This window comes from Pseudomonas sp. TMW 2.1634, assembly GCF_001703595.1.
Taxonomy (GTDB): Bacteria; Pseudomonadota; Gammaproteobacteria; order Pseudomonadales; family Pseudomonadaceae; genus Aquipseudomonas; species Aquipseudomonas fragi.
Map to the genome: position 1 here is coordinate 2978767 of NZ_CP016849.1, position 13697 is coordinate 2992463.

Genomic DNA, 13697 nt, shown 5'->3' on the forward strand with positions numbered 1-13697 from the left:
CGCGCTTTCCTTTTACGACGCCGAGCGGGCGGCCATGTCGAAGGTGAGGTTGACCAACTGAATCAACTCCACCCCGATCCAGCGCCCCGTCAGGGCCAGTGTGACGCCCACCGCGACCAGCTTGATGCCGAACGGCAGTGTCTGGTCCTGGACCTGCATCAGCGCCTGCACCAGCGAGGTCAACACCCCCACCACAACGGCCACGATCAGCGGCGGTGCAGACAGCACCACCACCAGCAACATGCCTTGCTTGAATAACAGTACCGGGTCCATTGGCGCCTCACAGAAAGGACAAAAACAGGCTGTCCAGCAGGCGCGTCCAACCCGAAACCAGCACAAACAGCAGCAACTTGAGCGGCAGGGAAATGGTCATCGGCGAGACCATTTGCATGCCCAGGGCCAACAGCAGGTTCGAGACGATCAGGTCGATCACGATAAACGGGATATAGATCAGAAAACCGATCTCGAACCCTGCCTGCAACTGCGAAAGAACAAAGGCGGGGACCAGCAGTATCAGGTCATCGCGACTGACCTGTCGGGCCATGTCGGCGGGCCACAGGCGTACGGTGCTTTCCTGCAGATGGGTCAACACATCCGGGTCGGTGTTGCGCAGCATAAAGCCCTGCAACGGCCTTATTGCCTGCAGCCCGCTGCCCTGCAAGGCTTGCACGCTGCTCATGTCCAGCGGCGTCTGCTTGAGGATTTGCGCGGTGTCATAGCCCACCGGCGCCATGACAAACAGCGTCGCCGCCAGGGCAATACCGTAGAGGGCCATGCTCGGCGGCACCTGCTGCACGCCGATGGCGTTGCGGGTGATCATCAGCACGATGCAGATTTTCAGGAACGCGGTACACACCACCATCAGCATGGGCAGCAGTGACAAGGCGCCCAGAAACAGCGCCAGCAGAAAAGGATCGACCCCTTGAACGGTCATTGCGAAAAGCTGATGCGCGACAGTTGCAGGCCAAGGCGGCCCTCGACCTCCACCAACTGCCCGTGACCGATCGCGCGGTCGCCGTAATACAACCCGGCCATGCCCGGGTCATAACCTTCGAGGCTCAACACCATGCCGGGGGCCAACCGGCGTAGCTCACCCAGGCTCACCCTGAGGGCGCCACAGCGCACGCTCAGTTCCACCTGCAAGGTTTCAAACGGTTCATCACCGATTTGCAGTTCAACACCCGTACCGGCAAACATCACTTCGTCCACAACCAACTCCTCGACAGCACAAATGGTCAGGCACCGGTGCCCGCCGTCATCATCAATCTGCGATGCGATCCGCCACCGCCCCAGCCGCAATTGCCCCTCGCCGGCGGCGTTGAACAGCGCACGCTCCGGCACCAGTACATCGCCGGGGCGCAGGGTGCGCAGCTGTTCAAGCGTCAACCTGAGGCAGCCGAGCACGACGGGTGCTGGCACTGCAAAGTCATCCGGCAACGGCGCCTTGACTGCCTGCCACGGCCCCGCCTCGCACAGCGCCAACAGGCTGTGTGGCGAAATCATCAGTCGGCCGATCGTTCGCGAGGGGCCCAGCATCACGCTGAGACAGCACTCAAATGCCCCCGCCTGCCGCTCGGCCAAGGGCCGCAAATAACCAAAAAGCGCCGTCAATTGCGCACTCATGCGCTGCTCGAAATATGCCCAAAACCATGACTGCGGGTCATTGCCGGTATCGGCCAGCACCACCGGGCATTCGCCGAACAGGCTAAGCAAGGGGCCGGCCTCGCTCAGGGTAATCACCCCGCAACGGCTCTCGAACGACAGGGCCGCCCCGCCCTCTGGCGCACGCCCCGGTTCGAGCAAAAGCTCACCGCACTCGCCTGCAACCTGGAACGCATAGCGCAGGCCACGGCCCAGGCGTCGGCTGGCCGCCACCGTGGTTGCGTCCAGCCGCGGCCAACTGATCGGGGCCAGGCTCATCACAGGTACTGCGCCATTAACTGGAGGCTGACCGGCTGCCCCAATGCCCGGCCCAGTCGTCGCTGGCACGCTTGTCGCTGCCGGGCGAGCCATTGCCGGGTACCGGCTTGCTGCGCCCCCAATGTGATGTGCCAGCCTTGAGCGGCATAACCGGCGCTGACATTGACTTGCCCGCGATGCGCCAGGTGCAGCACAAACTGCACTGGCCACGGCCCACGCCCGGCTATCCGCGGCATCAGCGCCTCACCCAGTGCCTGCGCCAAGCCCATGTCCGCGCCTGCCAGGCTGTCTGCAAACAGTCTGCTGTCGGCTGCACGCGCAGGTGCGTCAGCCAGGGGCCTGGGCCATGCCAACGGGCTTATTCCTGATAACTCGGCCACCCCGCCTCCTCAGCCAGCAGCGCCGACAATTGCTCAAGCTTTTCGACATTTCGCAAACAATCAACCGCGTACTGGCGGGCACTCTCGAGGTCGAGCACAGCCTGGCGCTGCTGTTCCAGCAGCCCCTGCAGGGCACTGGCCTGCTGCGTTGTTTGCGCCGCCAGCTGGCGCTGTGACGCGTGCCAGCCCGATAACATCCTGGGCGATAGCAGTTGCCCCTGATACCGCGCGGCCAGTGCCGCTTGCTGCCGGCTTTCGTGTTGCCTGGCCAGTTCCACCGCCGCGCGGGTCTGTTCGATGCTCAGGCTCAGGGCTTGCTGCTCGCGGCGTTTGAGCTGCAACACGCGTTCGGCCCGATCGGCCCGATCGGCCCGGTGCTGGCGCAAAAGCCGCAAGGGGGCGGTGGCCTGCGGGCTGTTCTCAGAAGGGCACATGGGCCGTCAACTCACGCAGTTGCTCAAGCGTCACGTCAAATGCCGCAGGGTTGCGCAAGTCCTGACGCAAAAAGGCCTCAACCTGCTGGCGGCTGTCCACGGCCCTATCGGTCAAGGGATCATTGCCTGGCTGGTACTCACCCAGCTTGAGCATCAATTCGATCTGCTGATGCGCACTCAACAGGCGCCTTAACGCCGTGGTGTCCTGCACATGCCGGGGTGCTGTGACATTGCCCAGGATCCGCGACAGGCTGCCCAGCACATCAATCGCCGGGTAATGACCGCGCTCGGCCAGTTTTCGGGACAACACAATGTGCCCGTCCAGCAAGGAGCGGACTTCATCGGCAAGCGGATCGCCCATCGAATCCTGCTCGATCAGTACGGTATAGATCGCGGTGATAGCCCCTTCTTGAGTCAGGCCGGCACGCTCCACCAGGCGCGGCAGCATGCTGTAGACCGAGGGCGGCAACCCGCCGCGCCCCAAGGGTTCGCCCGCGGCCAGGCCGATTTCCCGCTGCGCGCGGGCAAAGCGGGTCAGCGAGTCGATCAGCAGTAACACCCGCTGCCCCTGGCGCCGGAAACCTTCGGCCAGGGCGGTTGCCGTAAAGGCTGCCCGCGCACGCTCCATGCTGGAACGATCAGAGGTCGCGCACACCAGCACGGTTTTGGCCCGCAGCCCGGCATCCAGCTCATGGTCGAGAAATTCACGCAGCTCGCGACCGCGCTCGCCAATCAGGCCAAAGACAATGACATCGCAATCCACGTTGCGCGCGATTTCGGCCAGCAGGGTGGTCTTGCCACACCCGGCACCGGCAAACAGCCCGGCGCGCTGCCCCTCACCCAGGGTCAACAGTCCGTCGATGGCCCGTACCCCGGTTGGCAAGGCGCGTACAATGCGCGGCCTCTGCGTGGCCAGGGGCGCATCGCAGACGACTGCACGCGCGCCCTCGCAAGGCACCCTGGCAAAAGCGTCCGCGCCCCCCTCGACAAGCGCCCGACCAAAGCCGTCGAGCACTTGCCCCAGCAGGTCATTGCCGACACGAACCTGATGCACGGCCGCCAGGGACTCAACTGCCGCCCCTGCGCTTATACCTTCAAGGGTCGCCAGCGCACTGAGCGTGGCGTCTTGCTGATCACAGCCGATGATCTCCGCCAGTATCCAGGTGTTGCCCGCCGCCTGAACCCGACACAGATCACCCATGCGGGCCTGGGGCAGACGACAGTGCAGCAACAGACCATTGATCCGCAGCACCCGACCGTAACGGGTCACCGCGCAAAAGCCCGCCAGATGCGCAAACTGGTCTTGCTGCCAGCGTTCAAGACGCTGTGCAATGGCGCGGCTCACCAGTTCACCTCATGGCGCTGCCTGCCTTCAAACAGTACGCGGCGGTTGTCGATCGCCGTCAGACGCAACCCCTGCACTTCGTCACCGAAAAACAGGCGGCGCCCGTCAGCCAACACAACATGGGCCTTTTGGCCGCCGATGATCTGAACGATCCTGAAGGGCAGCACCGTGCTGGTCTGCTGAACCTGGTTGACGATCGTAACCGGGGTTTCAAACTGCACCTCGAAACGCTCGAGCATCCGCGTGACCAGCGCCAGCGAATCCTGACCGACATCACCGCCCAGAGTGATTCGATCAGCGGCTACTTGCAGGCGCACAGTGTTGCCCAGATCACGCTCGATCAGCATCTTGAGCAATTGCTGATGGACCTGGGCCGCTGTCTCCAGCTGACGCTTGTTGCTGGCTGGCGATGGTTGCGGGGCAAGGGCCGGTACCGAGCCCATAGGCTGCCAGGCCAGTGCCATCAGTATAGGTACGAGCACCAGAATCCCCGGTGCCAGCCACTTGCTCTTGCTGCCAGCAGGTATTGGCGCACCCGGCTGTGCCACGGCGTCTGCCGGCTTATCCAGCCAGGCACTTTGCGTATCAGCCACACACAAGCGAATCCCGCCAATGGCAAAAGCCCTGCCAGGCGCCAGATCGGCAATCTGCGCCCGCACAGTACCGGCGTCATCTTGCAGCAGACCTTCCTGCGCCTGCACGGTCCAGCGCCCGGCCATGCCGTGCAACCGCGCATGTCGGGCTGCAACGCCCGGGTCGTACAACTCCAGGTCAGCGTCTTGATGGGCGCCGATGCTCCAGCACTCACCAAACAAAGGCAGTGCAGCCCCCTCATGCAAACCGCTCAACACTCGCAACTCGAACAGCACATCGGGCTGCGGCGAATCGGGCACCACCGCCCCCGAACTCAAGACACGGCCTCGTGCTGTACACCGTCGAATTGCAGATCAAGACGCCCGAGCACCCTGACCTTGGCCGAGCCCATCAACTCGGAGAAGGACATCACCGGCACATGGTTGAACTCATCGAACAACAAGGTGCGCAACGGGCTACGCAGATCCTGCGCCACCAGCAGTACGCTGGCGTCGTGCTGGCGGGGGGCAAAGGCCTCCTTGAGCAACTCAACAAGCTGGGCGCTGTGCTCATTGTCCAGAGCAAAGAACACGCCCGACTGGGTTTGGCGCAATGCCTCGCGAAAGATATTTTCGCTATGGGCAGACAGCAGCCAGGCATGCAGACCATCAGCCTGACTGTACAGATGATAGATCTGCGCCTTCAGGGCAATGCGCACATAGTCCGCCAGCGCTGTCACTTCGCGTTCGTGCTGGCCATGTTCGGTCAGCACTTCGACAATCAGGCGGACCGCACGCAAAGGCACCCCTTCACTGGCCAGGCGCTGCAGCACGGCAGAGAATCGAGAGACCGGCATAATGCGCTGCAGCTCTTGAGCCAGCTCCGGCTGGCTTTGCTCGAGCCAGCCGAGGATCAACTTGCTCTCCTGTAGCCCCAAAAACTGCGGCCCGCTGATCATCATGGCCTGGCGCATGCGCTCAATAATCAGGGTATGGGCGCTGAACGACTCGACACCTTCCCGGGCCAGCAGCGGGTCATCGGGTTGCAGCCATAGCCAGCCCAGTTCGTCGCGCTGCTCGCTGCCTCTGAGCGCATCCGGGGGCGCCTCGATGACACTGTCCCGGGCCACGGCCACACGCTCAGCCAGGGTGGCCTTGAGCATGGGGACTTCGTGAATGCAAAAGCGAAACTCATCTTCAAGCAACGCATCGCTGTATTCGATTTCAAAGCTGGGCAATGTCAGGCCGATGCGCGTGACGATACTGTTGCGCACCTGACGAATCCCGTGAACCAGCCGGGTGGTGCGCTCCAGATGTTGCTGGGCACTGGCGAACTGCAACAGGTAAGGGCGTGTCGGCTCAAAGGACCTGAGGTCTTCGTCACCATTGTGCTCGGGGGCCACCTGGGCTGCCTGCACCGGTTCCGCCTCCCCGCCCTTGCGGCTGCGCGACCACAGGTAGAACCCTAGCGCAAAGGTACACAAGGCAATACCGCCAAACACCGCAGCGGGCATTCCCGGCAATGCGGCGAAGGCCAGCATGCCTGCCGCTGCGATCATCCAGCTCCTGGGTTCACGGGTTATTTGCTGGCCGATCTGCGCGCCGATATGGCTGCTTGGCGACTGGTCGTCGGGGGCGACACGGGTGATGATCATCCCCGCAGTCAAGGCAATCAACAGCGCCGGAATTTGCGCGATCAGACCATCGCCAATGGTCAATACCGAATACAGCGTTATGGCCTCGCCAGCACTCATCCCCTGCTGCAACATGCCCGTGGAAAAACCGCCCAGAATATTGATCGCCACTATCACCAGGCCGGCGATGGCGTCGCCTTTGACAAACTTCATGGCGCCGTCCATCGCCCCGAACAGCTGGCTTTCCCGGGACAACTGATCACGCTTGTGCCGGGCCTGCGCACCATCGATCAAGCCACCGCGCAGGTCACTGTCGATAGACATCTGCTTGCCCGGCAGCGCATCCAGGCTAAAGCGCGCCGCCACTTCGGCGACCCGCTCCGAGCCCTTGGTAATCACCAGAAAATTGACGATGGTGATGATCAGAAACACCACCAGCCCCACCGCCAGATTGCCCCCCACCACAAAGTTGCCAAAGGCCTCGACAATATCCCCCGCATCCTGCTCCAGCAGGATCAGGCGGGTAGTGGCAATCGACAACGCCAGACGAAACATCGTGGTCAGCAGCAACAGTGCCGGAAACGAAGAAAATGCCAAAGGGCTGGGCAGATAAAACGCCAGCACGAGCAACAGGCTGGCGATGCAGATATTGAGCGCGATCAGCACATCCACCAGCCAGGTGGGCAACGGCACGATAAAGATAAATACAATGCCCAGCACCACCGCAGCCCCGAGCACTTCGCCCGGGCTTGCCACAGTGCAAAGGCCCTTGTTGAACCATTGCACCAGCCTCATCGAATCTGTCTCGACAACCCGGGCGACAGCGGGACCCGGCCTTCACTCTGGGTGTGCTCCCCCATCCGGCGCAAAATAGCCTGCAATGTGTCCTGACGGCTTGCCGGGTCATTCCAGACTGCCAGCGGGAGCCGCTGAATCAACGGGTAAAGCTGATTGAGCGAAACCAATTGGCGGGAAAGGCTGTGCCCAGCCAGCTCCCGACTCAGGCTGTGTACCTCATCGTCAGCGATACCTGTGCTCGCGTACCCCAACAGGCGCTGCAACAGGGAGACAGGTGACAGCCCGGCCTGCTCGTCAGCGCATGACACTCGCTCGACGAGCAACCGGCAACTGTACAAGAGGCTGCTCAACTGGGTGCAGCCATTAAGCCCGCTCAGCAAGGTACGCAGCTTGATGGTCGGCAGCGAAGGGCGGTGGGCAGCAAGATCATCCGCCAGGGCACGCGCCATCATGCGCACCCCGTCACTCACACCCTCCTCCCCGAATAACTCCAGCAAGGCCTGGGTGATGCTCGCCAGAGATTGCTTGAGCACCACACTGGTGTAGTACAGCGTGCGCACAGCCTGGCGCAGCGCGGCATCGCCTTCGGTTGTTTTCAGCGCCAGCGCAATATTGAGGCCCGCCTGGATTTGCCGGGCATAACGGGCATGCAGCTGCTCCTGCACAGTCTGCGCCAGTACGGTGTCGCGTTCACGCCCTTGAGCCCGGGCCTGGGCGGTCACATAGTGCAAGACAACGCTGGTACGGGCCGGGTCGTCGCCGGTCAGCCCCAGCAAGGTCTCAACCCCCGCATTGGCCGCCAGCTCCTGACGAACCTGCCGGGCCAGCAGCCCCAGGCTGAGTTGAGCGGGATGCCCCAGTTGCTCATAGAGCGCGTTCAACTGCTGGATCCCCTGAACCCTTTGCACCCGGGTATCCACCGTGCGCAGTTCGCGTTGAGCCAACGCCTTGCTGCTGCCCTCGGTTTTCTGGCTGAACAGCATGCCGACTTCTTCGGCAGCACTTTGCGCTGATGACTGCGCTGTCGCCCCCCCAACGCCCCTGGAGGAGAGCAGGATCTGCGCGGTGTCGTTTCGCCCGTCAACTTTCATGGCAGTGCCCAGTCAGGAGGTTTCGATGACCTGTGTGGCTGACCACAGGCAAATGGTTCCCTGGCAACGGCATTGAAATGCTTGTGAAAAAACTGGCGCAAGCTCAAGGCCTGCTGCGCAAGATCCGGCACGGAAGCGGCATCTAAAAACAATAAAAATACTTATAAATCAATAGCTTGAATTAAATCAAAAGATTGGCACAGGCGATGCTTAGGAGGGTGTGCTCGAAATCATTTCGATCGCACCTACTCTGAGGACAAACAATGGCTCACCTTGATGATGCTTCCCCCCCTGCCCCCGACAGCCTGGACTTGTCGGCTGACCTGCAAAAAAAGCTCAAAGCGTTTATCCACAAGCGCGTGCTGAACCCTGAAGATGCAGAGGATATTTTCCAGTTGACCTGCCTGGAGGCGTGGCGCAGCCAAACACGCTTCAACGGCCAGGCAACCCTCAGCACATGGATGTGCGGCATTGCCCAGAACCTGATTCGCAATCATTTTCGTCGCTTGTACGCTCGGCCGGTGCATTGCGAGTTCGACGAGATGCTGTGCCATGAGCAGGACTGCAGCCGCGACCTGTACGGCCAGTTCGAGACCCATCGCCGGCTTGAACGCACGCTCGTAGCCATCAACCGGCTGCCCAGCGAAATGCGCGACACGTTGTATGCCTCCGTGCACAGCGGCGGTAGTTATCGCGACACGGCCAGCGTTCTGGAAATTCCCATAGGAACCGTTCGCTCACGCATCTCACGAGCGCGCGAACAACTGAAGCTGGCGACCCACGGCTAGTACCCTGCACGGATGCTCGCCAAGCGCCATGCGTGAGGGTACGCCTGCAACAAGGCCAGGGAGTGGCCCCCACTGACGATTCAGGCTTTTTTCGTTCGCGGCAGCAAAATCGCCAACACTCCGAACAACGGCAGGTATGAACACAGGGTGTACACATACTCGATGCCATGAATGTCCGCCAGATGCCCGAGCAAGGCAGCACCAATCCCGCCAAAACCAAACATCAGACCAAAGAAAATACCGGCAATCATCCCCACATTGCCCGGCACCAGCTCCTGGGCATACACCACGATGGCCGAGAATGCCGAAGCCAGGATAAAACCGATAACCACACTGAGCACACTGGTCCAGAACAGGTCGGCATAAGGCAGTAGCAAGGTAAACGGCGCCACCCCGAGAATTGAAAACCAGATCACCGCCTTGCGGCCGATCCGGTCACCGATGGGGCCGCCAAAGAACGTGCCCGCCGCAACAGCCCCCAAAAACAGGAACAGGTACAACTGCGAGGTGGCCACTGACACGTCGAACTTTTCGATCAGGAAGAAGGTGTAGTAGCTGGTCAGGCTCGCCATGTAGAAGTACTTGGAGAACACCAGCAAGCCGAGCACCACCAGGGCACCGAGCACCCGCTGCTTCGACAACCCATGAGTCGCCTGTTGTCCGGCCTTGAGCTTGAACAGATTCAAATGGTTGCGGTACCAGCGGCTGATGACATACAGCAGCCCGACGGCGAACAGCGCAAACAGGCCGAACCAGGCCACGTTACCCTGACCAAAGGGAATGATGATTGCCGCAGCCAGCAACGGCCCAAAGGCCGAGCCGGCATTGCCACCGACCTGAAAGGTCGACTGCGCCAGCCCGTAGCGCCCGCCTGAAGCCAGCCTTGCGACACGGGAAGCTTCGGGGTGAAACGTAGAAGAGCCGATACCCACCAGGGCGGCGGCCAGCAAAATCAGTTCAAAACTGCCGACCTGAGACAACATCAAAATCCCGATCAGGGTGCAAACCATCCCGGCTGGCAACAAAAGCGGGTTGGGATGACGGTCGGTGTAGTAACCCACCCACGGCTGCAATAGAGAAGCGGTCATCTGAAACGTCAGGGTAATCAGCCCGATCTGAGTAAAGGTCAGGTCATATTTGGCCTTGAGCATCGGATAGATCGACGGCAGTACAGCCTGGATCAGATCATTGATCAGATGCGCCAGGGCCACGGCGCCGATAATACGCATGACTAAGGGGCTGGTCTGTGGGGCAGGAGAGGACGCTGTTGTAGTTGTTTGTGCGTTGCTAAGAGCCATTGGGGTTTCCGTACGACTGGTGAATGCGCGCTTGCAGGTGGGTCAATGTGCCATTCTTTTGCAAGATATTGCCATTCAAACGCCGTAAAACCTTAAGCAATTGATAGAACGAAGATTTTTTTTAGATATTTGCTTGACACACCCCCCGTACGAGGGAATAATGCGCGCCATCGGCTACATAGCTCAGTTGGTTAGAGCATAGCATTCATAATGCTGGGGTCCGGGGTTCAAGTCCCTGTGTAGCCACCAAACGCTTGTTTACAGAAGTCTCCATGAGTCTGCAGACAGTACAAGAAGCCCGCCTAGTGCGGGCCTTCTTGTGTCTGGGGGTTTCTCCTTGTCTCCCCCTATACCTTCCCTGCGTGTATCCCCTCCTGTGTATCCCTGGCCAAAAAAGCTACAAAGGGAAAACCAATACCTCAGATAGTCCTGCAGACATGTTGCTGATCTCTAGGCGCGCACCTTTGTTGGATCAATACCTTGTGACACATCGGTCTCCCCGACTCCCCAACTGAATCAGTACAACCTGCCATAATTTGCCAACCTATAGGCAAGTTGCGTACACTTTAAATCAATGAGAACAGTTTTCTTTGAAACTACAAGCTTCACCGCCACGGTAGGCGACTACCTTAACGACGATGAATATCGGCAGCTTCAGGTAGAAATGCAGGCGAACCCGCTTGCGGGCGATGTGATGCCGCGCACAGGAGGATTCAGAAAGCTACGCTGGCAAGATACCCGCAGAGGGAAAGGCAAGAGAGGTGGGTTGAGAGTGATCTAGTACTGGCTGTTGGATGATGGTCAGTTTTGGATGTTTGCAATCTACGACAAAGATGAGCTGGAGAACCTGACCGCCGATCAGGAGAAAGCGCTAAAAACAGCCATCGGCGCAGAATTGAAACAACGAGGTGGGAAATGAAAAAGCGCGATCTGTTTGCCGAACTAATGCAAGGCGTAAACGAGATGGGCGAGCAGCGTGAAGGAAAGATCACCCTTCGCCAGTACGAAATGGAGGCGTTACCAGCTCCTGAAGTAACTGCTGCCGAAATCGTTTCCATCCGCAAAAAACTGCATATGTCCCAGCCAGTGTTTGCCCGGCAGATCAGAACCAGCCCGGATACCCTGAAAAACTGGGAGCAATCAAAATCGAAGCCAAACGCCCAGGCGGCGCTGCTGATCAAATTGGTTGAACGCTTCCCGGATATGGTTGATCGACTCAACGCAGTTTGAGCCGATCACGCCCTGTCGCTAAAACAGCGCAGCGATGACTCTGTGGGCGCGAGCCTGCTGCTGGCAAGCGCGACACCACGCGCAAGGGCGCTTATCCCAACCTGACAATGTCCACCGATATCTCCACCGCCTCAATCACGCCCCTGTTTTCCAGCCAGTGCGTGGTGTGCCTGTCTTCAGGCCAGCCCGCTCCCGGACCATACTCCGTGGCAATACCATTTCGATGGTCAGTGATGACTCCGTGCAAAATGTAGACGGTACCGGGCCTGTCTATAGGGTTATGAACCGGCCCGAAAACACCCCCCGGCTCAATCGTCACCCTGCGCATGCGAAGCTGGCGCCCTGCCATTCCCTCGATCTCGGGGCCAAGGTCGATGGTGGCCAGCAACGTAACCGTAACGCCTTTCGTCTCGGGCACTGCCTGTTCATTGCTCATCGCGCCCACCTCTTCAAAAGACAAAGCCTTATTGGAAGTAAACACCCTCAAAGGCGTAACGAGTGACGAGGCGACAAAGGGATAGGCAGAACAGACCTGTTCCACCCGAAAACAAAAAACCCCCGACGCCATGAGGCATCAGGGGTTTTGGTGTTGTGGTGCCCAGAGACGGAATCGAACCGCCGACACGGGGATTTTCAATCCCCTGCTCTACCGACTGAGCTATCTGGGCAAGGCAGCAATTAAACGTGTTTTACCGCCGGGGCGTCAAGCACGAAATAAAAAAAGACCAATGATTACCTGCGCTTACGTCCCCGCCCAGGCCCGACATCACCCTTGGGGCAGGATTTTGCCCGGGTTCATCAGCCCTAGAGGGTCGAGCGCCTGCTTGACCAGGTGCATCACCCCCAGCGCCGCACCATGCTCCAGGGGCATGAACTTTATCTTTCCCGAGCCAATCCCATGCTCGCCGGTGCAAGTGCCCTCCAGGGCAATGGCGCGCTCGACCACCCGCTCATTGAGCGCTTCAGCCTCGGCCATCTCTGCTGCGTTATCCGGGTCGACCACCAGCCCCAAATGAAAGTTGCCATCGCCCACATGCCCGACCATGCCCACGAAAAATGAAACCCTGGCCACATCTTCTGCGGTTTCGGCAATGCATTGGGTCAGCGCTGAAATGGGTACGCAGACATCCGTACTCCAGATCCGCCCATTCGGGCGCATGGCCTGCATTGCATAGTGAACACTGTGCCGGGCACGCCACAAGGCATTGCGCGCATCGGCATCCTCAGCCGCCTGAAAACCCAATGCAGCATTGCTTTCAACGATGTCCCGGGTCAGTTCAACCTGCTCGGCCACACTGGCCGGGGAACCGGCGAATTCGAAAAACAGCGTCGGCGTTTCAACCAGGCCCATGTGCGAGAAACGGTTGACCGCCTGCACCGTGCGCGCATCGAGTAACTCGACCCGCGACACGGGAATGCCGTACTGAATGATCGACACCACCGAGCTCACCGCCGCCGCAATCGTCGGGAAGGTACACACCGCCGCGCAGGTGGTTTCCGGTATACCGTACAGGCGCAGGGTGACTTCGGTGATGATCCCCAGGGTGCCTTCCGAGCCGACAAACAGGCGCGTGAGGTCATAGCCTGCGGAAGATTTTCGCGCCCGCCCGCCGGTCTTGATCACCTGACCGTCAGCCAGCACCACAGTCAGGTTCAATACGTTTTCACGCATGGTCCCGTAACGCACTGCGTTGGTTCCTGAGGCGCGGGTTGCCGCCATGCCTCCCAGGGTACTTTCACCCCCCGGGTCGACCGGAAAGAACAGCCCGGTGGTGCGCAGTTCGGCATTCAGCTGCATGCGGGTAACCCCGGCCTCCACCGTGACATCCAGGTCATCCGGGCGCACGGCGATGATGCGCTGCATACGGCTCAGGTCGATGCAGATACCGCCGCGGGTGGCGCCCACATGCCCTTCCAGCGAAGTGCCGCCACCGAAGGCAATGATCGGCACTCGCTGGGCTGCGCAGAGCTTGACGATGGCCGCGACCTCGGCCGTGGATTCGGCATAACACACCGCGTCCGGCGGCAGGCTCGGGTGGTATGACTCACCTCGGCCGTGTTGCTCGCACTCGACACGGCTAGTGCTCAGGCGCTCACCGAGCAGCTCGCGCAGGTCATCGAGCAGGGTGGGCATGGAATACGCTTGAAACGCTGGGTTAGAGGCCATGAAAACGTCCATATTATTGTTGGGAGGGACGAATCCAAGG

At 60.3% G+C, this 13697-nt stretch carries 14 protein-coding genes, 2 tRNA genes and 1 pseudogene; 4 read left to right on the plus strand and 13 right to left on the minus strand.

From position 1 onward, the window contains the following. Positions 1-12 precede the first annotated feature (12 nt). The 9 genes from sctS to sctW are packed head-to-tail and all read right to left on the minus strand — an operon-like array spanning position 13 to position 8174. A complete protein-coding gene (gene sctS / locus BFC21_RS14240; RefSeq protein ID WP_095004730.1) occupies positions 13-273 on the minus strand; it encodes a type III secretion system export apparatus subunit SctS in 261 nt (86 codons plus the stop codon). Positions 274-280: 7 nt separating this feature from the next. Next, a complete protein-coding gene (gene sctR, locus BFC21_RS14245; RefSeq protein ID WP_088378154.1) occupies positions 281-934 on the minus strand; it encodes a type III secretion system export apparatus subunit SctR in 654 nt (217 codons plus the stop codon). Continuing rightward, positions 931-1920: a FliM/FliN family flagellar motor switch protein gene (locus tag BFC21_RS14250; protein WP_088378155.1), complete on the minus strand. Its 990-nt coding sequence runs from the start codon at positions 1918-1920 to the stop codon at positions 931-933. The genes sctR and BFC21_RS14250 overlap by 4 nt, the downstream gene beginning before the upstream one ends. After that, positions 1920-2273, minus strand: a complete 354-nt coding sequence (locus BFC21_RS14255; protein ID WP_088378156.1) for a type III secretion system HrpP C-terminal domain-containing protein — start codon at positions 2271-2273, stop codon at positions 1920-1922. Before BFC21_RS14255 ends, BFC21_RS14250 begins: the two co-directional genes overlap by 1 nt. 5 nt (positions 2274-2278) lie before the next feature. Beyond that, positions 2279-2734 (minus strand): hypothetical protein, encoded by a 456-nt coding sequence (locus tag BFC21_RS14260; RefSeq protein WP_120266278.1) that lies wholly within the window; start codon positions 2732-2734, stop codon positions 2279-2281. Then, entirely contained in the window at positions 2721-4079 is a 1359-nt protein-coding gene (locus BFC21_RS14265; RefSeq protein WP_120266279.1) for a FliI/YscN family ATPase, read from the minus strand. Before BFC21_RS14265 ends, BFC21_RS14260 begins: the two co-directional genes overlap by 14 nt. Beyond that, complete coding sequence (locus BFC21_RS14270) at positions 4076-4990, minus strand: FHA domain-containing protein (RefSeq protein WP_256557584.1); 915 nt, start codon at positions 4988-4990, stop codon at positions 4076-4078. Before BFC21_RS14270 ends, BFC21_RS14265 begins: the two co-directional genes overlap by 4 nt. Beyond that, complete coding sequence (gene sctV / locus BFC21_RS14275) at positions 4987-7080, minus strand: type III secretion system export apparatus subunit SctV (protein ID WP_088378159.1); 2094 nt, start codon at positions 7078-7080, stop codon at positions 4987-4989. The genes BFC21_RS14270 and sctV overlap by 4 nt, the downstream gene beginning before the upstream one ends. Then, positions 7077-8174 carry a type III secretion system gatekeeper subunit SctW gene (gene sctW / locus BFC21_RS14280; protein ID WP_244904351.1) on the minus strand — a complete coding sequence of 366 codons (1098 nt, stop codon included), beginning with the start codon at positions 8172-8174 and terminating at the stop codon, positions 7077-7079. The genes sctV and sctW overlap by 4 nt, the downstream gene beginning before the upstream one ends. A 263-nt stretch (positions 8175-8437) precedes the next feature. Between sctW and BFC21_RS14285 the strand changes: the two genes are divergently transcribed. Beyond that, positions 8438-8962: an RNA polymerase sigma factor gene (locus BFC21_RS14285; protein ID WP_088378160.1), complete on the plus strand. Its 525-nt coding sequence runs from the start codon at positions 8438-8440 to the stop codon at positions 8960-8962. Between the two features lie 80 nt (positions 8963-9042). Here the strand turns inward: BFC21_RS14285 and BFC21_RS14290 are convergent, their stop codons facing one another. After that, positions 9043-10260: an MFS transporter gene (locus BFC21_RS14290; protein ID WP_088378161.1), complete on the minus strand. Its 1218-nt coding sequence runs from the start codon at positions 10258-10260 to the stop codon at positions 9043-9045. Between the two features lie 172 nt (positions 10261-10432). On the opposite strand from BFC21_RS14290, the gene BFC21_RS14295 reads away from it, so the two are divergent. The 3 genes and pseudogenes from BFC21_RS14295 (at position 10433) to BFC21_RS14305 (ending at position 11490) form a co-directional block, all read left to right on the plus strand. Then, positions 10433-10509: transfer RNA gene (locus tag BFC21_RS14295), tRNA-Met, on the plus strand. Between the two features lie 325 nt (positions 10510-10834). Continuing rightward, positions 10835-11179, plus strand: a pseudogene (locus BFC21_RS14300) (toxin). Beyond that, positions 11176-11490, plus strand: a complete 315-nt coding sequence (locus BFC21_RS14305; RefSeq protein WP_016781720.1) for a DNA-binding transcriptional regulator — start codon at positions 11176-11178, stop codon at positions 11488-11490. Before BFC21_RS14300 ends, BFC21_RS14305 begins: the two are co-directional and overlap by 4 nt. Positions 11491-11581: 91 nt before the next feature. On the opposite strand, the gene BFC21_RS14310 is transcribed toward BFC21_RS14305, so the two are convergent. The 3 genes from BFC21_RS14310 to BFC21_RS14320 form a co-directional block, all read right to left on the minus strand. Continuing rightward, positions 11582-11926: a cupin gene (locus BFC21_RS14310; protein WP_120266726.1), complete on the minus strand. Its 345-nt coding sequence runs from the start codon at positions 11924-11926 to the stop codon at positions 11582-11584. 156 nt (positions 11927-12082) lie between these two features. Beyond that, positions 12083-12158: transfer RNA gene (locus BFC21_RS14315), tRNA-Phe, on the minus strand. Positions 12159-12256: 98 nt separating this feature from the next. Beyond that, positions 12257-13657 carry an FAD-binding oxidoreductase gene (locus tag BFC21_RS14320; protein WP_088378163.1) on the minus strand — a complete coding sequence of 467 codons (1401 nt, stop codon included), beginning with the start codon at positions 13655-13657 and terminating at the stop codon, positions 12257-12259. Positions 13658-13697: the final 40 nt, after the last annotated feature.